Source organism: Nostoc sp. FACHB-280 (genome assembly GCF_014697615.1).
In the GTDB taxonomy this organism is placed as follows: domain Bacteria; phylum Cyanobacteriota; class Cyanobacteriia; order Cyanobacteriales; family Nostocaceae; genus Nostoc_B.
Genome location: NZ_JACJSD010000033.1, coordinates 1 through 18205, shown reverse-complemented (window position 1 = coordinate 18205; position 18205 = coordinate 1). Strand labels below are relative to the sequence as shown.

At 42.0% G+C, this 18205-nt stretch carries 14 protein-coding genes and 28 tRNA genes; 7 read left to right on the top strand and 35 right to left on the bottom strand.

What is annotated here, in order from left to right; genetic code table 11:
• Nucleotides 1-358 precede the first annotated feature (358 nt).
• On the top strand, nt 359-1384 hold the full coding sequence (locus tag H6G75_RS21835) for a tetratricopeptide repeat protein (protein ID WP_190982088.1): 1026 nt from the start codon (nt 359-361) through the stop codon (nt 1382-1384).
• A 16-nt stretch (nt 1385-1400) separates the two neighbouring features.
• On the opposite strand, the gene H6G75_RS21830 is transcribed toward H6G75_RS21835, so the two are convergent.
• The 27 genes from H6G75_RS21830 to H6G75_RS21700 all read right to left on the bottom strand — a co-directional run bounded on the left by H6G75_RS21830 (nt 1401) and on the right by H6G75_RS21700 (nt 4920).
• Nucleotides 1401-1472: transfer RNA gene (locus H6G75_RS21830), tRNA-Lys, on the bottom strand.
• A gap of 100 nt (nt 1473-1572) precedes the next feature.
• A tRNA-Ser gene (locus tag H6G75_RS21825) sits at nt 1573-1655 on the bottom strand.
• A 7-nt stretch (nt 1656-1662) separates the two neighbouring features.
• Nucleotides 1663-1736, bottom strand: a tRNA-His gene (locus H6G75_RS21820).
• Nucleotides 1737-1742: 6 nt separating this feature from the next.
• Nucleotides 1743-1816 (bottom strand) — tRNA-Ala (locus H6G75_RS21815).
• An 85-nt stretch (nt 1817-1901) separates the two neighbouring features.
• Nucleotides 1902-1975, bottom strand: a tRNA-Arg gene (locus H6G75_RS21810).
• Between the two features lie 6 nt (nt 1976-1981).
• A tRNA-Val gene (locus H6G75_RS21805) sits at nt 1982-2056 on the bottom strand.
• Between the two features lie 5 nt (nt 2057-2061).
• A tRNA-Gly gene (locus tag H6G75_RS21800) sits at nt 2062-2132 on the bottom strand.
• Between the two features lie 9 nt (nt 2133-2141).
• Nucleotides 2142-2217: transfer RNA gene (locus tag H6G75_RS21795), tRNA-Thr, on the bottom strand.
• Between the two features lie 70 nt (nt 2218-2287).
• A tRNA-Met gene (locus tag H6G75_RS21790) sits at nt 2288-2363 on the bottom strand.
• A gap of 10 nt (nt 2364-2373) precedes the next feature.
• Nucleotides 2374-2447: transfer RNA gene (locus H6G75_RS21785), tRNA-Leu, on the bottom strand.
• Between the two features lie 12 nt (nt 2448-2459).
• Nucleotides 2460-2536, bottom strand: a tRNA-Leu gene (locus H6G75_RS21780).
• A 106-nt stretch (nt 2537-2642) separates the two neighbouring features.
• Nucleotides 2643-2716 (bottom strand) — tRNA-Pro (locus H6G75_RS21775).
• A 1-nt stretch (nt 2717) separates the two neighbouring features.
• Nucleotides 2718-2796: transfer RNA gene (locus H6G75_RS21770), tRNA-Leu, on the bottom strand.
• Nucleotides 2797-2802: 6 nt separating this feature from the next.
• A tRNA-Leu gene (locus H6G75_RS21765) sits at nt 2803-2879 on the bottom strand.
• A 6-nt stretch (nt 2880-2885) separates the two neighbouring features.
• Nucleotides 2886-2961: transfer RNA gene (locus tag H6G75_RS21760), tRNA-Gln, on the bottom strand.
• A gap of 3 nt (nt 2962-2964) precedes the next feature.
• Nucleotides 2965-3037: transfer RNA gene (locus tag H6G75_RS21755), tRNA-Gln, on the bottom strand.
• Between the two features lie 5 nt (nt 3038-3042).
• A tRNA-Asn gene (locus tag H6G75_RS21750) sits at nt 3043-3118 on the bottom strand.
• A 6-nt stretch (nt 3119-3124) separates the two neighbouring features.
• Nucleotides 3125-3198: transfer RNA gene (locus tag H6G75_RS21745), tRNA-Phe, on the bottom strand.
• A gap of 82 nt (nt 3199-3280) precedes the next feature.
• Nucleotides 3281-3355 (bottom strand) — tRNA-Arg (locus H6G75_RS21740).
• A gap of 83 nt (nt 3356-3438) precedes the next feature.
• Nucleotides 3439-3528, bottom strand: a tRNA-Ser gene (locus H6G75_RS21735).
• A gap of 4 nt (nt 3529-3532) precedes the next feature.
• A tRNA-Tyr gene (locus tag H6G75_RS21730) sits at nt 3533-3615 on the bottom strand.
• Nucleotides 3616-3619: 4 nt separating this feature from the next.
• Nucleotides 3620-3691: transfer RNA gene (locus tag H6G75_RS21725), tRNA-Glu, on the bottom strand.
• A gap of 11 nt (nt 3692-3702) precedes the next feature.
• Nucleotides 3703-3774: transfer RNA gene (locus tag H6G75_RS21720), tRNA-Trp, on the bottom strand.
• Nucleotides 3775-4421: 647 nt separating this feature from the next.
• Nucleotides 4422-4494 (bottom strand) — tRNA-Cys (locus H6G75_RS21715).
• Between the two features lie 3 nt (nt 4495-4497).
• Nucleotides 4498-4574: transfer RNA gene (locus H6G75_RS21710), tRNA-Glu, on the bottom strand.
• A 3-nt stretch (nt 4575-4577) separates the two neighbouring features.
• Nucleotides 4578-4651 (bottom strand) — tRNA-Asp (locus H6G75_RS21705).
• 119 nt (nt 4652-4770) lie between these two features.
• The gene (locus H6G75_RS21700; protein WP_242051609.1) at nt 4771-4920 is read right to left on the bottom strand and encodes a hypothetical protein; all 150 of its coding nucleotides are present in this window, start codon (nt 4918-4920) and stop codon (nt 4771-4773) included.
• Nucleotides 4921-5164: 244 nt separating this feature from the next.
• Here H6G75_RS21700 and H6G75_RS21695 point away from each other — a divergent pair, with 244 nt between their 5' ends.
• Complete coding sequence (locus H6G75_RS21695) at nt 5165-6007, top strand: polysaccharide deacetylase family protein (RefSeq protein ID WP_190982086.1); 843 nt, start codon at nt 5165-5167, stop codon at nt 6005-6007.
• A 19-nt stretch (nt 6008-6026) separates the two neighbouring features.
• On the opposite strand, the gene H6G75_RS21690 is transcribed toward H6G75_RS21695, so the two are convergent.
• From H6G75_RS21690 to H6G75_RS21680, 3 genes are all read right to left on the bottom strand, one after another.
• Nucleotides 6027-6419 carry an alr0857 family protein gene (locus H6G75_RS21690; RefSeq protein ID WP_190668242.1) on the bottom strand — a complete coding sequence of 131 codons (393 nt, stop codon included), beginning with the start codon at nt 6417-6419 and terminating at the stop codon, nt 6027-6029.
• A gap of 16 nt (nt 6420-6435) precedes the next feature.
• On the bottom strand, nt 6436-6954 hold the full coding sequence (locus H6G75_RS21685) for an HNH endonuclease (RefSeq protein ID WP_190982085.1): 519 nt from the start codon (nt 6952-6954) through the stop codon (nt 6436-6438).
• 81 nt (nt 6955-7035) lie between these two features.
• Complete coding sequence (locus tag H6G75_RS21680; RefSeq protein ID WP_190982084.1) at nt 7036-7284, bottom strand: hypothetical protein; 249 nt, start codon at nt 7282-7284, stop codon at nt 7036-7038.
• 71 nt (nt 7285-7355) lie between these two features.
• Between H6G75_RS21680 and H6G75_RS21675 the strand changes: the two genes are divergently transcribed.
• The 3 genes from H6G75_RS21675 (at nt 7356) to H6G75_RS21665 (ending at nt 11079) form a co-directional block, all read left to right on the top strand.
• Nucleotides 7356-7691: a hypothetical protein gene (locus H6G75_RS21675; RefSeq protein ID WP_015113795.1), complete on the top strand. Its 336-nt coding sequence runs from the start codon at nt 7356-7358 to the stop codon at nt 7689-7691.
• Nucleotides 7692-8457: 766 nt separating this feature from the next.
• Complete coding sequence (locus H6G75_RS21670; RefSeq protein ID WP_190982083.1) at nt 8458-10482, top strand: GAF domain-containing sensor histidine kinase; 2025 nt, start codon at nt 8458-8460, stop codon at nt 10480-10482.
• A gap of 9 nt (nt 10483-10491) precedes the next feature.
• A complete protein-coding gene (locus H6G75_RS21665; protein WP_190982082.1) occupies nt 10492-11079 on the top strand; it encodes an SRPBCC family protein in 588 nt (195 codons plus the stop codon).
• Between the two features lie 80 nt (nt 11080-11159).
• On the opposite strand, the gene H6G75_RS21660 is transcribed toward H6G75_RS21665, so the two are convergent.
• Nucleotides 11160-11232, bottom strand: a tRNA-Glu gene (locus tag H6G75_RS21660).
• Between the two features lie 49 nt (nt 11233-11281).
• A tRNA-Glu gene (locus H6G75_RS21655) sits at nt 11282-11354 on the bottom strand.
• Nucleotides 11355-11704: 350 nt separating this feature from the next.
• Between H6G75_RS21655 and H6G75_RS21650 the strand changes: the two genes are divergently transcribed.
• Nucleotides 11705-13627 (top strand): sodium:proton antiporter, encoded by a 1923-nt coding sequence (locus H6G75_RS21650; protein WP_190982081.1) that lies wholly within the window; start codon nt 11705-11707, stop codon nt 13625-13627.
• Here the strand turns inward: H6G75_RS21650 and H6G75_RS21645 are convergent.
• Entirely contained in the window at nt 13594-14229 is a 636-nt protein-coding gene (locus H6G75_RS21645) for a cytochrome b N-terminal domain-containing protein (RefSeq protein ID WP_190982080.1), read from the bottom strand. The genes H6G75_RS21650 and H6G75_RS21645 overlap by 34 nt on opposite strands.
• 96 nt (nt 14230-14325) lie before the next feature.
• Nucleotides 14326-15021, bottom strand: a complete 696-nt coding sequence (locus tag H6G75_RS21640; protein WP_190982079.1) for a triacylglycerol lipase — start codon at nt 15019-15021, stop codon at nt 14326-14328.
• Nucleotides 15022-15567: 546 nt separating this feature from the next.
• Here H6G75_RS21640 and H6G75_RS21635 point away from each other — a divergent pair.
• A complete protein-coding gene (locus tag H6G75_RS21635) occupies nt 15568-16995 on the top strand; it encodes a hypothetical protein (RefSeq protein WP_190982078.1) in 1428 nt (475 codons plus the stop codon).
• 141 nt (nt 16996-17136) lie between these two features.
• On the opposite strand, the gene H6G75_RS21630 is transcribed toward H6G75_RS21635, so the two are convergent.
• The gene (locus tag H6G75_RS21630) at nt 17137-17781 is read right to left on the bottom strand and encodes a Uma2 family endonuclease (protein WP_062294278.1); all 645 of its coding nucleotides are present in this window, start codon (nt 17779-17781) and stop codon (nt 17137-17139) included.
• Nucleotides 17782-18205 lie beyond the last annotated feature (424 nt).

Genomic DNA, 18205 nt, shown 5'->3' with positions numbered 1-18205 from the left:
ATTGTCATATTTCGTAACAAAAATACAAAATTTACTTTACATAAAATCTGAAAGAAACACGTCTTAAAATTACCTAAAAATCTCCTAATTTTTCAGATTTTCGCAAAAACAACTTCTCCGGTTACTAAGAATATGACTTTACAAGTATAAGCTATAAAAAATAACCGATTATCTTATAAATTCGTAGCAATTAGTTAGTTTAGTAGAAAAACATAACACAATTTACTATTTACATCCTATATCTCAAGGTAGAAAATAAGGTTTAACATTATTTTGGGCAACCTAAGCAAATTTATGTCTTAGGGATGTTGGCTCAAAGTCAGTCTGCCTAATTTTTCTTTGGTGTAACTGAGGTCAAATGACGCAATCAATCAATCCAGTCCAAGAGTGGAAACAACGTCGAGATCAAGCAACCCGCTACTACCAGGAAGGGAAACTTCAAGAATCACTTGCTTTGGCAACAAAAAATCTAGAATTAGCTAGAGCAATTTCTGATCGAGCCAAAGAGGGTTACACGTTAAACGACCTCGGTTTAGCTCACCTTGGTTGCTGGCAGCCTCAAAAAGCATTAGAGTGTTTTGAGCAGGCGCTTTTGGTTGCTCAAGAGATAGGTAACGCCAGCGCCGAAGCCACCGCACTCAGTAATCTTGGTTCTACTTACAGCCGTCTGGGAAAGTTTTCGCAAGCATTGAAATATTTAGATCAAGCCTTAGATATCTTTAGAAGATTGCAAGATACTCAAGGTGAAATTTCCACGCTCAATGATGTGGCACTAATTTACACTAAATTGGGAGAACCAAAACGCGCACTGTTGCTACAACACCAAATTCTCTCAATGCGGCGATTTATAGGCGATTTTTCTGGTGAAGCAGCAACATTAAATGGTCTTGGGTTTGCTTACAGTGTTTTAGGCAAACATGGGCAAGCTCTAGAATATTTGCAGGAAGCACTTTCTATTCAACGAGCCGTGAAAAATTTGGTGGGTGAAGCAACCACAATGAATAATCTTGCTTCTGTTTACAGTGATTTAGGGCAACCTAAACAAGCACTGCTAATTTACTATCAAGTACTTTTATCGCGTCGCGCCCTGAAAGATATTTCTGGTGAAGCCACAACCTTAAATAATATTGGTTATACCTACAGTGTTTTGGGTAATAACTGGCAGGCGATGAAATTTTATAAACAAGCGATCGCAATTTATCAAAAATTAGGCGATCGCTTGGGAGAAATTTCGACTTTACTAAATATGGGCAGTTTGTACGCCTCAACAAAACGCAAAAGAAAAGCCCTATCTTGCTACCAAAATGCCCATGAATTATCTCAGCAAATCGAGTCTCAGCCACTCTTACAGAAAGTACAGCAGCACATAGACTCTCTCTTATAGAAGTTAGTTTTGAAAATGGGTGGTAGAGGAGTCGAACCTCTCTATGACGGATTAAAAGCCCGTTGCACAGCCGCTATGCCAACCACCCAGGAATAAGGAGTGGGAAGTAAAATCCACCAGGGAGGTACTGCCCCTCCTATAACTGTGTTATCAGCACAGCGCCTCACTTTTCGGCTTCAGGTGGAAGGCGGAAGATGGAAGAATCGAACTCCTGGGTGTTACCCCACCCCGGTTTTCAAGACCGGTTGCCAACCATTTAGCGGCATCTTCCATTCAGGGGTGTCCGACGGGGCTTGAACCCGCTATGACTGGTTCCACAAACCAGCGCCTCGACCGCTTTGGCTTCAGACACCATCAATGGAATCAATGGGAATTGAACCCATAACCTCCTGCTTGCAAGGCAGGCGCTCTAGCCATTTGAGCTATGACCCCATCAAAAAAGTAAAAAGTGTAAAGTAAAAAGTAAAAGTTAAATTCTTCTTTTGCCTTTTAACTTTTTACTTTTGACTTATTCAGGCGAGAGTGGTAGGACTCAAACCTACAACCTTCGAGTTAGAAGCTCGATGCTCTCTTCAATTGAGCTACACTCCCAATAATTGGTAGTCCTGGCAGGATTTGAACCCGCAACTTATTGCTTGTAAGGCAATTGCTCTACCTTTGAACTACAGGACTACGCAAGCGATCGACGAGACTCGAACTCGTACCGTGAGTTTGGAAGACTCTGATGCTGCCGTTACACCACGATCGCACTTCATTCTGGAGCTGGTGACAGGAGTTGAACCTGCAACCTACTGATTACAAGTCAGTTGCTCTGCCAATTGAGCTACACCAGCACTTGTGAAAAAGTAAAAAGATTGTCTTTTTCTTGACTTTTGCCTTTTAAATTTTTACTTTTGCCTTATTTGGTGACGGGGGCAGGAGTTGCACCTGCTGATATGAGGCTTATGAGACCTCTGAGCCACTCTTGCTCCATCCCCGCATTTCACCAATGCCCCTGACTGGATTTGAACCAGTAACCTCCTCGTTCTAAGCGAAGCGCCTCTTCCGGTTGGGCTACAAGGGCATACTTTGATTTTGGTACTCCCGACAGGAGTCGAACCTGCAAAAAACTAGATCCTCGGTCTAGTGCGTCTTCCGTTCCGCCACGGGAGCTTAGTACCCCTGACAGGATTTGTAGACGCGAAGCGGCTTCCCGAAGGGTAGCTGTAAAATCTGGACTCTGATTCCAGCACGTATGCCGTTCCGTCACAGGGGCATATCGGGATGGCAGGATTTGAACCTGCAACCTTCAGCTCCCAAAGCTGCCGCGCTACCAAGTTGCGCCACATCCCGTTGGTACTCCTGGTGGGAGTTGAACCCACACAATTAACAGATTTTAAGTCTGCCGCCTCTTCCAGTTGGGCTACAGGAGCCAGTTTTGGTACTCTTGGTGGGATTTGAACCCACAACATACCGTTTTTGAGACGGCAGCCTCTTCCAATTGGGCTACAAGAGCAAAATTTGGCAGCCCTGCCAGGGGTCGAACCTGGAATCTTCGCCTTCAAAGGGCGGGATGTTGCCAATTACACCACAGGGCTTTATTGCCAGGGCAGGGTTTGAACCTGCAACCTCATCGTTCAGAGCGATGCGACTTTCCAATTCGTCCACCCGGCAATGAATGGCTGCCTCGGCAGGTATCGAACCTGCGACCTTTCGCTTAACAGGCGATCGCTACTACCACTGAGCTACGAGGCAACGCAGCCCCCCAGGTCGGAATCGAACCGACGACCTCCTGTTCTTCAGACAGGCGCTACTACCAACTGAGCTACCAGGGGATAAGAAGGAGAGATGGGTAATTACCCCGTGGACTGGTTTAATTCAACTTGAATCAGCCACTCCACCACCTCTCCTATGTAACGAGAGCGGAGGGATTTGAACCCCCACGTCTTCAGTTTCGTAGACTGAGATGTTATCCAGTTACACCACACTCTCAATAGGGGTTAGGGACTAGAGGCTAGAGATTAGAGACTAGGGGCTAGGGCTAGTGTTTTTCTCAGCACTCAGCACTTTTCAGGCGGAGAGAGAGGGATTTGAACCCTCGACGGGTATTAACTACCCGTTTCCTCTTAGCAGGAGGATGCTTTTAGCCACTCAGCCACCTCTCCACAGTGGGTCGAGCAGGATTTGAACCTGCGAACAAAATAGAACAGTTTTACAGACTGTCGCCTTTAACCAGACTCGGCCATCGACCCATAATTCCCCCGACGGGATTTGAACCCGCAATCTCCGCTTTGAAAGAGCAGTGACTTAACCGTTCGTCCACGGGGGCAAAAGTAGAACGCAGGGACTAGGATTTGAACCTAGAACATCGGATTTGGAGTCACGAGGTGTTGCCGTTACACCATCCCTGCATTAGCAGTAAAGACTTATAACTTCCTTTTACACAAAATTACTAACATAAATTATGGTAAGGCATTGCTCTAACTGCCAAAGTTTTAGCAACTAATTCAAAGTAAGTTGAGGATGATGAATCTCTGCATGACAATTGCTACAAACTAAAATACATTTTTTAAGTTCTGCGTTTATCTTTGCCTCACTATGATTCCCCAATTCTCTAAGACTTAACTTGAATTCTTTCAACCCTGGATCAAGGTGATGAAAGTGCATTGCCGCTAAGTTCTTGTTGTATCCACATATAGAACAACATCCTCCTTTTTGTGTAACTAGCAATTTTTTCCTTTCCAAGCCTTTAGCTTTCTGTTTTTGGTAATTGAGAGCTATATGTTTACACTGTATTGAACAATATTTCCTCTGTGAACCAGTCAGTTGTTTTTGACAAACTGAACAACCTTCCCGTACTTGTGAGAGATTGAGTCTGTTAAAAGATTTAAATGGCGTACATTCTAGACAGTATTTTCGAGTTGAAAGATTTCTAGATTTACCATCAATTTTTATCCAGGTTGGGAATTTTTGATTGCAGTTTTGACAAACAGGCATTTTTTGTAGCTTAAGAAAATATTAATATAATATTTTCTTAAGCTACACTGCAACGTACCAAAGGCTGAGGTGAGATTTGAACTCACGATGTCGGTTTTGCAGACCAATGCCTTCAACCACTTGGCTACTCAGCCGTTTGGGAGCCTTGACGGGAGTTGCACCCGCTTCTCTGTGCTTGAGAGGCGCAGCGACTTATCTAGTCGTCCACAAGGCTACACGGGAGTAACGAGACTTGAACTCGCAACCTATCGCTCGACAGGCGATCGCTCTCACCATTTGAGCTATACCCCCATGTGTGGTATCTGTGCCTAATGTTTAGGCTCATAGGCACAGACGATTTTTGATGAACTTGCCCATTCCTTATTCAGTTTTCAAGGTTCGGAAAAATTACTTTGCTTGAGAAAAAACTTTTAACCAAATAACCGACGCTCTAAGTAATAAACCTTTTGTGTATTACTGATGTATTCGGCGGTTTTCGCTTGAGCCAATTGAGAATTTTTGGCTTTGATATCCTCTACTTCTGGTTGTTTAGAAGTGAGAGAGGCTTGCTTGACTGGCAACTTTCGTTGATTCCAGTGCCTGTTCTGTATGTTTGTGTAGAACATGACTTTTACCGTTTGGAGGCTTTGTCTTTCGCCTCACTACATAAATACTACATAAATACTACAAAGAATGTCAAGGGGTTGAGGAAAAATTTTTGAAAATTGCTGAAAACCCTTATATTGCTTGGCTTTTGATTTATTAACCTCTCTAAAAAGTAAAACTACAAGCTTATGATGGGCTGAATATTTTTAGGAGCCTAATGTGAAAAAAAAAGACCTGAAGTTATACAGAATATTTGGTTGTGTAGCGATCGCCTTTTGTGTAACAAGCTGTAGCACGTCTGCAAAATTGGAAAATACCCAACCAATGAACAAAGTTCATGCAGCACAAGCGCCAGATCAACCAGTCACCAACCCAAGAGATGGTAATTCACAGCCATCAACTCAGCCAGAAAACCTTAATTTCGAGGTTCCGGCAAAATTTCAAGGAAAAACCTTATATAAAGTAGAGCCTAGTAATCAAGAGAAAGTTATTGCCTTGACGGTTGATGATGGCCCCTGGCCAAAAACAACCTTACAAATGCTGGATATATTCAAAGCAAATAACGTCAAGGTGACATTCTTTTGGGTGGGGAGTGCTTTACAAGCCAATCCTGAAATTGCCAAGCGAGTTGTAGCTGAAGGACACGCCATCGGCAACCATACTTGGCATCACTGGTATAAAAATATGGATGCAGCCACAGCCAAAAAGGAAATTGACCGCACCTCTGACTTGATTTACAAAACAACAGGGGTCAAAACAACCTTGTTTCGTCCTCCTGGGGGCTTTTTAAATAATGGATTAGCGGCTTACGCCAAAAGCCAGAAATATTCTGTAGTTATGTGGTCTTTGACTTCTGCCGACACAGACCCCCGTGCTAAACCCCAAGCATTTGTCAATAATGTATTGAAAGGCGCAAAACCAGGAGCTATTGTTTTAATGCACGATGGTGGTGGCGATCGCCATAGAACAGTAGAAGCATTGCCACAAATCATCACCGGGCTGAAACAGCAAGGCTACCGATTCGTGACAATACCAGAACTGCTAGAAAAAAGTGGAAAGTAGAAGTATGAAATTTCACACTTCATACTTCATACTTCACCGATTCACAAGCTTGAGCTTCTTGCCACAGTTTTTGCAGAAAGAACTCAGTGCGATCGCTCATTGTGGTGATGAACACACCCACAGAATCTTCAGCACCATTCGATAGCCAAGAACCGCGCAGGGTGACTTCCACATATTCGCTATCGCAGACACACAAGGCGATGACTTCCCGATCATCTCGTTTCACCTCCGCCTTAAGTGCTTCTACCCCTGGCAGATCAACAGGTAGCAAAAAGGAAGCAGTACTGGGTTCAACACACAAATTTTGTCCAACTCGCATAGCGAAAATTACGCGCTGTGCTACCCACTCCTCTAGTGACTGAGGAATACACTCTAAACAAAAGCTCCTTTCGGTGTAAGTTAATTTCAGCATTCCTTATGCTCTCCTGCTATTCCAGGTTTGCTTGCACATTTGTCCAAAATTGTTCTGCAAAAGCGATCGCGGGGTGAATGGGTGCTTTTGGTGTTTTCCGTAGCCGCATTCCAGTCTCAGACAAGGTGCGATCGCCTTTATGGGAGTTACATCTTTCACAAGCTGTGACTACGTTATCCCAGGTATGTAAGCCACCTTTGGATCGGGGGATGACATGATCTAAGGTCAGACGTTTGCTGCTACCGCAATATTGACAAGTGTGATGGTCTCGCCGCAAAACTTCTCGCCGATTTACTGGTGGTACTTTCCATGTCCGTTCATTAGAGCCAATTTTCAAACGAATGTGTTTTGGTACGTCAATTACTAGACTGGGTGAATGAACTCGCCATCCGCCTTCAGTAGCAAAATCCAGTGGTTCTGCTTTGTTTGTCACTAACAGCACAATCGCTCGCTTGATATTTACGCGACACAGAGGCAAGTAATTTTGCGAAAATACCACTACGGATTGCTCTAACACTTGCATTGCGATCGTCACAGCTTCACTCCTTATTAAAAAACCCCCGCTTCTGGTTTAAGTGAAGCGGGGGTTAGAAATTTACCAAAAACTTCTCTGGTGTTATATCGGTACAGCATTCTCTTGTCTGTACCTCCCGCTTATTTTTTTCAGTTGTGGTTTTGCATTCAGCACATCTATGCCGAGATATCTAAAATCATAATTCCCCTCTGTGATTAGCCAATGAATATGGCTACCATCGCCCATAAATAAATACTCCACTTCCATAGCGGCTGATTCCCAACTAAATCGGCAGTTGGTAGCACACAAAGAAGTAGAGATGGGGTAAATGGATTTCACAGAAAATTTCACCTATTGAACATTCCTTTAAACATACTACACTTGTATTACTATCCTGTCCATACCTTTAAGGAGAAAAAGTCATGCACACAATTACTCGCACCCCAACAACCGACATGGAAGTTACTAGCATTCGCCTAGAACGAGAACTCAAAGACAAACTTAAAGAAATAGCTGGCAATCAAGGCTATCAAGCCTTAATCCGCGATATTCTCTGGAATTATGTCCAGCAAAAATCCGGTGAGTGGAAGCCGCGATTTTCACGAGCCGACATTCGAGCTAGTATAGCCGCCACCGCCCAGCAGGAAGAACGTTGTGTACTCACGGGTCAATTAATTCAACCTCAACAGCCTATGTTATTAGGACTCACTCGGAATGGGGATATGGTTCCTCTCAGTGTCGAAAGTTTAGCTGGATAGTTGTTTATTCATGGGAAAGCAGCTTGGTCATTCATCTCGGTAACTAAGCTGCTTTCCATCTTTAGGGGCAGCACTCAATCAATATTTTTTATTTAAAATATTTATATATATTTGTTAAGCTGCCAACACAGCAGCCAAACTCAAAAGCAAACTGGAGTTTTAGTCACAGGTATGTGATGACACTTGATACAGTAAATGACAAGCTTTATCACCACATAATCAATATACTCAAGAAATTGATATTACCATCTACAAACCTTTTAGAGAGGGACAAAAGCACTCACGAAGTTTTTTCCGAGGTTCTGTCATAATAGAATTTAATTTTTTGCAAAGCCACAGAAATGTACTTAGCACAAGAAAAATATTTGGCAACAAATATTACTAAAATTAATATATTATTCGGTATTAATGCGGTAATTGTTTTGAGAGTTTTTATCTTAATTCCAGAGAAATTACGGTTTATGTATAGTTACCGACAAGCTATCCTAGGCCAAAGTCTAGTAGCTTAGGTCTGCGTCAAAGCCCCAAATCCTCTGTAAGCAGCACCTTAATATATTTTAGAGATTTTTATATACCCATGTATAAATTAGTTTAATATACCAGTTACTTATTCATCTGCCAAAGAAAGGGGCTATAACAGGTGAGAGAAACTCTTGATAAAAGACTTGCCACTAACTAGGGTGCAGAGACATAACTTAAATGAAAATAATATGCCAAGACATTGGGTGCATACGATATGAGGTCATTATCCAAAAGCGTGCCAGGAATGAAAAAAAGTTTATCATTGCCGCCACAGTGTCCAGATGACCTAGACAGACTACAATCATACCCACTCAAGCTGATGCAGCATCAGAAAGAACCAACTCTTCAGTTGGTACAAAAAATTAATCACATCATCGCCAATAACTCAGCAACGACATTGATGCTGCAAGAAATTGCCAGATTACTAGGCAATGCCTTCAAAGTCGATTGCTGTTGTTTAGTCACAGTATCTCCCAGTACAGCAGCCAGTGAATCAATTGCTGCCAATTGGTGTTCTGACGAGTATTTAGCCGGGTTAAGGCACGGCCAATTATTTTCCACAGAACATTTGTTAATGGACTCGCCTGTAGTTCAATGTGCAGCAGAACCCTTCACTATTGAGGATATTTCGACTATCCAAGATAGTCTGGTAGTGGGAGGACAACATCTCCAATTACCAATTAGATCAGTTTTGGCAATTCCTACGAGATTTGCCGGACAAATCAATGGGGTTATTAGCCTGATTAAATTCCAACAATATGATTGGAGTGAGTCAGAAAAACAACTGTTAAATTTTGTTGAGTCAGCTTGTGCGATCGCTTTTTCTCAAGTCGCTCAAATCCACTTAATCGCTTCGCAACAACAGCATTTGCAAAAAAGCGAACAACATCAAAGCTTAATCAAACAATTAACTATATTAAGTCGGAGTAATTTGGAGCTAAATCAAATGCTCCAGTTAGCAATTTCCTCAACAGCCGAATCTTTACAGGCAGACCGAGGTTTGCTGATCTTGCTGAAATATAAAGATCCTTTATTTAGAACTCAAAACAAGAAACAAATTCCCAAAGCCAAGGCCAATGTAGTTGCAGAGTGGAACCGGAATACACCTACTTACACCACTAATAAATCAGATGTAGAGCCGCAGTCATTTCTGATTTCTGAATGTGGTTTGTGCCAAAGAGTGTTCACAGACTCAGGCAAAGCCGTAGTGATTGAGGACTATACAGACTTCCAAGATATGGTAACGGTTGCTTCGTTGTTTTCGGTAGAACTCTTACCGTCTTTGCTGTTAGTGCCATTAGAAAATCAAGGCAAAGTTCTAGGATTTATTGTCCTACAACAAAAAACAGCCCGTAGTTGGCAAGCTTCCGAATTAAATTTGGTGGAAATGGTCTGCGCTCAAATGAGCAATGCCATTATTCAATCACAAACATTGCGGCAAGTACAGACTTTGGTAGATGAGCGCACAGCTAAACTCCAAAGTAGCCTAGAACTGCAAGCAAAATTGCACGAAAAAACACGACAATATGTTGATCAGCTACGGGAACTCAATCATCTCAAAGATGAATTTTTGAGTAACATGAGCGATCGCCTGCGGTATCCACTGACAAACATGCAAATGTCCATCAAAAACTTGCGCTTGCCGGGAATTCAACCAGAGCGTCAAGCCAGATACATGGATATTCTAGAGCAAGAATGTACGAAAGAAATTAACTTAATTAACGATTTGTTGACACTCCAGAAATTAGAGTCTAAGCAAGAACGTCCCCAGTTTGAAACCATAGATTTAAATACCAGAGTTCAAGCATTGACAAATAATCTGAACTCAAAACTATCAGCTAAAGCTTTAACTATAAATCTAGATTTACCCCAGGATTCCTTAAAAATACAGACAGAATTAGAAAGTTTTAATCGTATCTTGCAAGAATTATTCACGAATGCCTGTACATATTCGGAGCCGGAAACGGTGATTAATGTGCAAGCATATCACCAAGTTGAACAATTAATTGATCAAGTTATTATTAAAGTGACTAATACAGGACGGGGAATTTCTGAAGAAGAAGCAACCTACATCTTTGATCGGTTCCGTCGTGGTAAAGGTGGAAGATGGACTCCGGGAACGGGTTTAGGGCTTGCTTTAGTTAAATCTTTAGTACAGCATTTAAATGGAGCGATCGCCGTTGAAAGTACTCCCATCCCCGATTCTGAACAAAGCCAAGTTTGTTTTACTCTCACACTGCCACAATTTTCGGACGAAAGCGAGTTATAAATTCTGACCGTGACTGAACAACAAAACCTCACAGCTAACCTTGATTTTACCGCCCCTATTGATGACACTAGCCTAGAAGACAATTTGGCTGTTGATACAGCTAATTTGCCCCCTGTAGTTGTCCAAATCGAGAAAATAGCGGAGCGACAACGACAAATTTCTGCCAACATCCACATTCCTCATCCTGTGGAACGTATATGGCAAGTACTGACAGATTACGAAGCCTTAGTTGATTTCATCCCTAATCTTGCTAAAAGTCGTTTACTAGAGCATCCTAACGGTGGTATTCGACTGGAGCAAGTAGGTTCTCAGCGTTTATTGAATTTCAACTTTTGCGCCCGTGTCGTTTTAGACTTAGAAGAACATTTTCCCAAAGAAATTAGTTTTTCGATGGTTGAGGGAGATTTCAAAGGCTTTTCTGGTACTTGGAGCCTAGAACCCATTTCCCTGGATGGAACTGTGGGAACAAACCTTTGCTACACCATCCAAGTCTGGCCCAAATTAACTATGCCAGTGACTATTATAGAACGTCGGCTGAGTAAGGATTTACAGCTAAATCTTTTAGCCATCTACCAACGTGTAGAACAATTGGTCTAGCTACGTGTCAAGTTTTCCTGATGCAACTCGTCTTAAACAGGCAAACTTGACCTTTTAATAAATAATGAATTTGTTTAAAATACCCCCAGGGGAATTCGAATCCCCGTCGCCTCCGTGAAAGGGAGGTGTCCTAGGCCTCTAGACGATGGGGGCATAAGACTTTCGACTGTAACTTTAGTTTGATGCTGCCTTGCTGGTAAAGTACCCCCAGGGGAATTCGAATCCCCGTCGCCTCCGTGAAAGGGAGGTGTCCTAGGCCTCTAGACGATGGGGGCATCGCAATCAAACCTTTTATAAATTAACTAATTTTTTCAATGATGTCAACAGCTTTTGCAAAAAAACAATTTTTGTTGCAAAGAAACTCAGATGCAGAAGCAAGCGGCAGGGATGTCAAAAAGAGGAAAAGGGGCAGGGTGCAGAGGAAAATTAATTGAAGACAAATGACTGTTAGCCATGAACTACCACTTTTCTGGGAACTAGAGGACAATAGAGTATCGTAAACAACCAAGTATGAAACGAAATCAAAAGTTAATCAGGTACAAAGAATCTAATGCGGTACTCTGGAGAAGTAGTTTTTACACTTCTTTACAAGAGATTTTGAAATCAGTCGCTCAAAATCCACAACATGGAAGCATCTCTTGAAATCACCCTACAAATGGTGATCGCTGTTGTCGCAGGTATTAGCGCCCAAGTGATAGCTGCATACTTGCGTGTACCAAGTATTGTGCTATTGCTCTTTTTGGGTATTATTCTCGGCTCTGATGGTCTGGGATTGTTGCACCCGCATTTGCTAGGTACAGGATTAGAAGTAATTGTTTCCTTAGCAACGGCAATCATTCTCTTTGAAGGTGGACTGAATTTAGATTTACGAGAGTTAGGCAGGGTTTCCGTCAGCCTGCAATTGCTCGTCACCCTAGGAACACTAATTACCCTCCTAGGCGGTAGTATGGCAGCTCATTGGCTGGGGGAATTTCCTTGGAATATCGCTTTTCTTTATGCTTCTATAGTCGTGGTTACGGGGCCGACTGTGGTTGGGCCGTTACTCAAACAAATAAATGTAGATCGACAGGTAGCAACTCTATTAGAAGGTGAAGGGGTTTTAATTGACCCCGTAGGTGCGATTCTGGCTTTCGTTGTCTTAGATACGATTGTGAATGGTGATGCTGACCCAGTGAATGCGATTGTGGGTCTATTAATGCGTTTAGGGGTAGGTGCAGCAATTGGTGCAGTTGGTGGCTACCTGATGAGTTGGGTTTTCAAACGTGCTAGTTTGCTGTCGTTTGAGTTGAAAAACCTGGTAGTTTTGGCAATACTGTGGGGTCTGTTTTCCCTAGCTCAGACAATTCGCAGTGAATCGGGTGTGATGACAACGGTTGTTGCAGGTGCGGTGTTTGCCAATTCTTCTGTACCAGAAGAACGACTATTACGCAGCTTTAAAGGTCAGTTAACGATTCTCAGCGTGTCTGTGTTGTTTATTTTGTTAGCGGCTGATTTATCTATTGCCAGTGTGTTTGCTTTGGGTTGGGGTAGTGTTTTAACGGTTTTAGTACTGATGTTTGTGGTACGGCCGATTAATATCCTGGCTTGTACGTGGAACAGTAACCTCAACTGGCGACAGAAATTATTTTTAAGCTGGGTAGCTCCGAGAGGAATTGTTTCGGCTTCAGTGGCTTCTTTGTTCGCAATTTTACTAACACAGCATGGCATCAATGGTGGAGATGCAATAAAAGCTTTAGTATTTTTGACTATTATTATGACTGTGGTTTGCCAGGGGTTAACGGCTGGCGGAATTGCCCAGTTATTACAAATCACCTCTAAAGATGCGACTGGAGTGGTGATTGTTGGTTGTAATCCTTTGAGTTTGTTAATTGCTCGCTTCTTTCAAGAACGAGAAGAGTCTGTGGTGATGATTGACACCGACCCGGAACGCTGCGAAAAAGCCGCCGAGCAGAATATTCGTGTGATTGCTAGTAGCGCCCTAGATACGGGAGTTTTGGAAGAAGCTGGATTGGCTTCGATGGGGACTTTTTTAGCAGTGACAAGTAACGGGGAGGTAAATTTTGTGCTGGCGCAACGGGCGGCGGAAGAATTTAATCCTCCACGAGTGTTAGCTGTATTTCCGCGTGATCCTCAAGCTAGTAATGGCGGAAATCAAAAGACGGTGAGTCAGGCTTTTGTCAGTGAATTAACAATTAAGACTTGGAATGAATACCTAAATGACGGGCGTGTGAAGTTAGGGACAATTACTTTGGATGCAGCAGATGTTGACAGTCAACAAGAACGCATCCAAGAAAAAATTCGGACTGGGGTGTTGCTACCGCTACTCTTAGAACGAGAAGAGCGTCTCCAAGTTATGCCAGCTAATCACGATTGGGAAATAGGCGATCGCATTATCTATTTACTGCACGACCCCAGACCAAATTTGTTAAAACGCTTATCTGGTGCGAGCCAATCTACACCATTGGCTGTAGAAAAGTTACCAGAATTAGAAGAAGTTGCTGTACCAACGTTGGCTCAACTTTCTACTAGCGAAGTTTCAGGAAGTTGATTTAAAACTTCTGCTGTATAAGTTTGCTGTTCTTGCCAGACAAGAGCCAGTAAATGTACCACAGCCAAAATTAAGGTAGCCGCCGCCACTATGTAACTGTGGATGGTGTAAATATGTTCAACTGTGAGGGTGTTAATCGCGCCACCGCCAGTTAAGATATTTCGCAATTGCTCCCCAATCAGAGGAATGGCTTCGATGGTTCCCAATTCGATGCTGAACCGCCAGTATCCTTCTTGTGTCCAGTCGAGGAGCATGGCTGTCCAATCTAGTCCGATCGCACTTAAGGTTAATAAAATCCCGCTTACCCAAGCAACTAGCCAACTCTGGCTAAATTGTCGCCCTAAAAACATGACGACAATCTGCACCAAGGCGATCGCAATTAAACCGTTACCTGCGATTTCGTGGGTTCGGTAAAACAGCCAGCCATAAGGCACTTGAGTGTTAATCATTTTCAAAGAATTGTAAGCACCACCAGCTGTCGGTTCGTAATAAAAAGACAGCAAAACGCCAGTGGTAGTGTAAATCAAGCACAGGGTCAGAATTACGACTGATAATACCGTTGCAAGTCGTCGCAAAATTCTCTCGAACTGGGTGCTTTGCATGGTTCACCCCTCCTGATTTTTAAAAATATATATTTTTATTACATTTTACATAATTAATATAAATATTTTTTGTCTTTATTAAAGATATATGTATTTTTAAAGCAAATATTTTACCCAAGTCTGGAGTGCTTCTGGGGAACCGTACCAAATTCCCGGACTTCTGGGTGAGTGTCTTACACCTTCAATGATGAGATTTTCAGCTCCTGCCAGATGAGCAGCAGCAATGGGGGTGATACCATCTCCCCAGGTATTACCTTGACCACAGGTTAATTGGTAACTGCTGTAAGCTAACCAGCTACCAGGCCGTCTTGCGCCAAAAATAGTTTTGCCAGCCACACAGACATAACGGACATTTTTGTAAAATGCACCGGGATAGTTGTTGGTTACAAAGTCTAAATTCCAACGAGTCCAGCGTTCTTGGCTGATATGAGGTGTACCTAAAGTGATGAGGGAGGCTACTAAAGAATGGGCATTCCAAATTGATGGATTAGTTTGATGGCGGGGAGTATACGGTTTTTCTCCTAAATAAATCCGGGAAATCCAGCCGCCAGCTGAATGTCCAATTAGGTTGACTTGCTGAGACTGATATTCCTGCAATATTTGTTTAACAGTCAGGTCAAGCTTTTGCAAAATTGGTGTCACAGGCCTACCGCCAACAGTCGGGAGCCAATCACGCCGTCTTAATGGTACTGTAACTGTGGGAAACCCCAACTGTGTGAGGGCAGTTTCTAAGTTGAGGTAGGCGATCGCACTTTCTAAATATCCAGGGACAATAACTGTAGGTAACGGCATTTGCTCATTCAAATCCAAATTTTATAGTTAGATATGATGTCACTAAAATATCAGTAATTAGGAATCCCCATCTATTAGCAAAACAGCAAACCTAACTACAATTAAAAACTAACTGATGTGATACCATGTCATCTGGATGCAATTTTTTGCATACAATTAACTAACTGTCTACTGACAAATCTCAACTGACTAAATAACATTTATCTTGCTAGTTGAGTCGGGTAGATTTTAGATTGATATATCTCTAGACTGATGCGTGGGTTTTCACGGACAACTACTGTAATTGTCAGTTTGGACTGCGTAAATCTAGACGCAAGATAGAAATTAGTGAAGTGATAACTATTTAATTAACATTCTGATCTGCAACTGCAACCAAAAAAGATAAAATTGCGTCATTAAAAAATTGAACCGTGACAAAAAATCGAAGTTTTGTCGTTTTGAATTTTACCCAAAAAGTGATTTTCTTTAGAAGGGCGCATTTTGTACCACCAAGATAATATTGATTTGCGAATAAACTGTAACTGAGCCGAGTGAACGATAACAGCTATGTCTTACGTCTCCCTGCTAAAAAATATACCTGAAATTTTAAGCCAGCCAACTGGAATCGCTGCTTTAGCTTCAATTGGGATTCATGGTGCCATTGCACTGATTGTGCCATTAATGCCGGTAGATCCCAATAAACCCAAAGATGCAGCATCATCAAAATCAGTGGGTATTTTGGAGTTAAGCCAAGCTGATCAAAATCGTTTACCTCAAACTCCAGGTACATCTCAATTTGCTGTGCAACCACAACTACCAACATTGTCGCAACAGCAACTAGCACTTCAACCACAAACACTTCCGCCTAACTTGGGTGGACAAACAACTGTCGTTCCTCCGCTACCACCATCTGGGTATACACAGTCGGTAGTACCATCCCTACCGACCACTTCTAATAACTACCGTATTTCTTCATTACCTACTAGGCAGTCTATACAGTTTCCTAGACAAAGTTATCGCTTTGACTCCGGTTTTAAAGCTGGGAACCAAAAATTTACTGCTGCAATTCCTAATTTTGATGACAAGCCAGTCATTCCAGAAAAATCGCAACCGCTTCCAGTAGACAAATTACCAGATTTACCCCCAGCACCACTACCGTCGGAAATTCTCAATAGTCCAACTCCAAATCCGGCATATAGCTCAAATGTGACAACGGCCAATAACAAAGTTACTCCCCAACCTGTACAGCCTGAGAATAATGTGGCAGTTACTCCCAGTGTAACTTCAGGAAATGTTATCAATCAAACACCCAAGACTGGGGATAATACAACATCAACAGCAAGTCTCCCCAATTTAAAGCCAATCAACACACCCAGCTTACCGACAAAAGCTCCCAATCAAACACTAATAGCCCAAGTTCAGTCTTACGAAGAACTGCGAAAAGCACTCCAACAGCAATACCCTAATTCAGAAGAAAAACCAGTGATTCGGGATACAGTTGCTGTGAGTAAAGCAGGAGTGGAAGGTACAGTCTTAGGGGTTTTAGTAGTAGATCCTGAGGGCAAAGTATTGGATATCAAATTCCAAGATAAATTGCTTTCTCCAGCACTGCAATTAAAAGCCAGACAATATTTTAATGCCAAATCTTTAAAGGGTGAGAAAACAATTAGCCGTTATCCATTTAACCTACGTTTCCAAGACAGTAGCAAAACGGCTGGAGATGGTTCACAGCAGACACCATCAGTCACAACTCAACCAGCAACAGGTACTCAACCAATAATCATTCCCGCAGGTAATAGCAGCCAGCTACAACCTAATCCAGTGGCGACAGCTAAACCATTGATTACACCAGCAACTGATAAAATTCAGCCAACACCATCGACATCTAGAACTAATAGGAATCAATTATCTTCTTCCCAAGAACCTGATCGTCAACTCATCCAAAAGTTACGTGATGTCAGGGAAAAAAGAGAAAATTCCAATTCAGAAAAATAAAATTGCTAACTGTGTGGGATAGCGATCGCTCTAAATTGTCTGTTCAAGAAACAGAGCGTAACGCCAAGAAATGAAAAATCCAGGCTTTAGAGTAGCCTACAATCTTTGTGCGTCAGTCCTGTTATCTAAAAATAGCGATCGCTACTTAGATAAATATTCTCTTATCCAACTCCGAAACGCCTTCAGTGTTGCATTTCTACCTAAGATTTTACTTTGTTCCAGATATTGAGGAATCAGTTCAATCAATGGTAAATCGGGAAAACTTAAACTTGATTTAGACTCTACATAATTCCCATCTTGTAAAACGTTAATTTTCAATGTGCCTTTTTCAAAACGCCACAACTCTGGCACTTTTAAAGCCTGATAAATATCAGGATGGGTACGGGAAGTAATATCAATTTCCAAAGCCAAGTCAGGAGGCGGATCAACTGTTAAATCTATCCGCTTTTTACCACGAATTGCAGCTTCATTTTTAATATAAAAACATTGGTCGGGTTCTATACCTTGAGCCATAAATTCATTTTTGAAGGTAGTAGAACCCAGACATCTAAATTCAATATCTAGCTCTTCTAAAAGTGCTTTGACTAAATCACTGATAATTTCTTTATTGTCTTCATGTTCTGGCAATGGAGCCATAATTTCTAATATTCCCTGATCATAAGCAATTCGCGCTGCACGATGTTCGCCTAACTCTTCAATAATTGTTTCTAATTCTTGCCAAGTGACATCTTGCAATAACACCCTTTGTCCTGGCGGTACATAGATACGTTTTAACTCCAGCAACATATTTTTTGCTCCTTGTAGCTAAGTTACACAGCATTATGCTGCTATGCTTACCATTATGGACGATGCGTTGTTCAGTGGTTTGGCACACAGCTTGCCTGCTTTGTGGTTTGTGTCCTGCTAATTAGCGATCGCCTATTCCAACAGTATGAAAATGTCAGCTACTGTTTACTTTTTAGTATGTGCTGACGCTCGGAGCAGTTATGAGCGATCGCTCTTTGTAATAATTTCTTCTAAAGAGATATCATTCTTAGCTTGTGTGTAAATAACTTAACAATTTATTTCTATTTTAATGGGGTATAAGCTGTTCAGCATTTAAATTGTGTATAATAGAAAGCTGAATTAAGTAAAAAAAAGGAATAATGCCAGCAAAAAATCATTTAACTTCTCAGCAAATAGAGAAACTACAAAAAGCCTTAAAACTGGA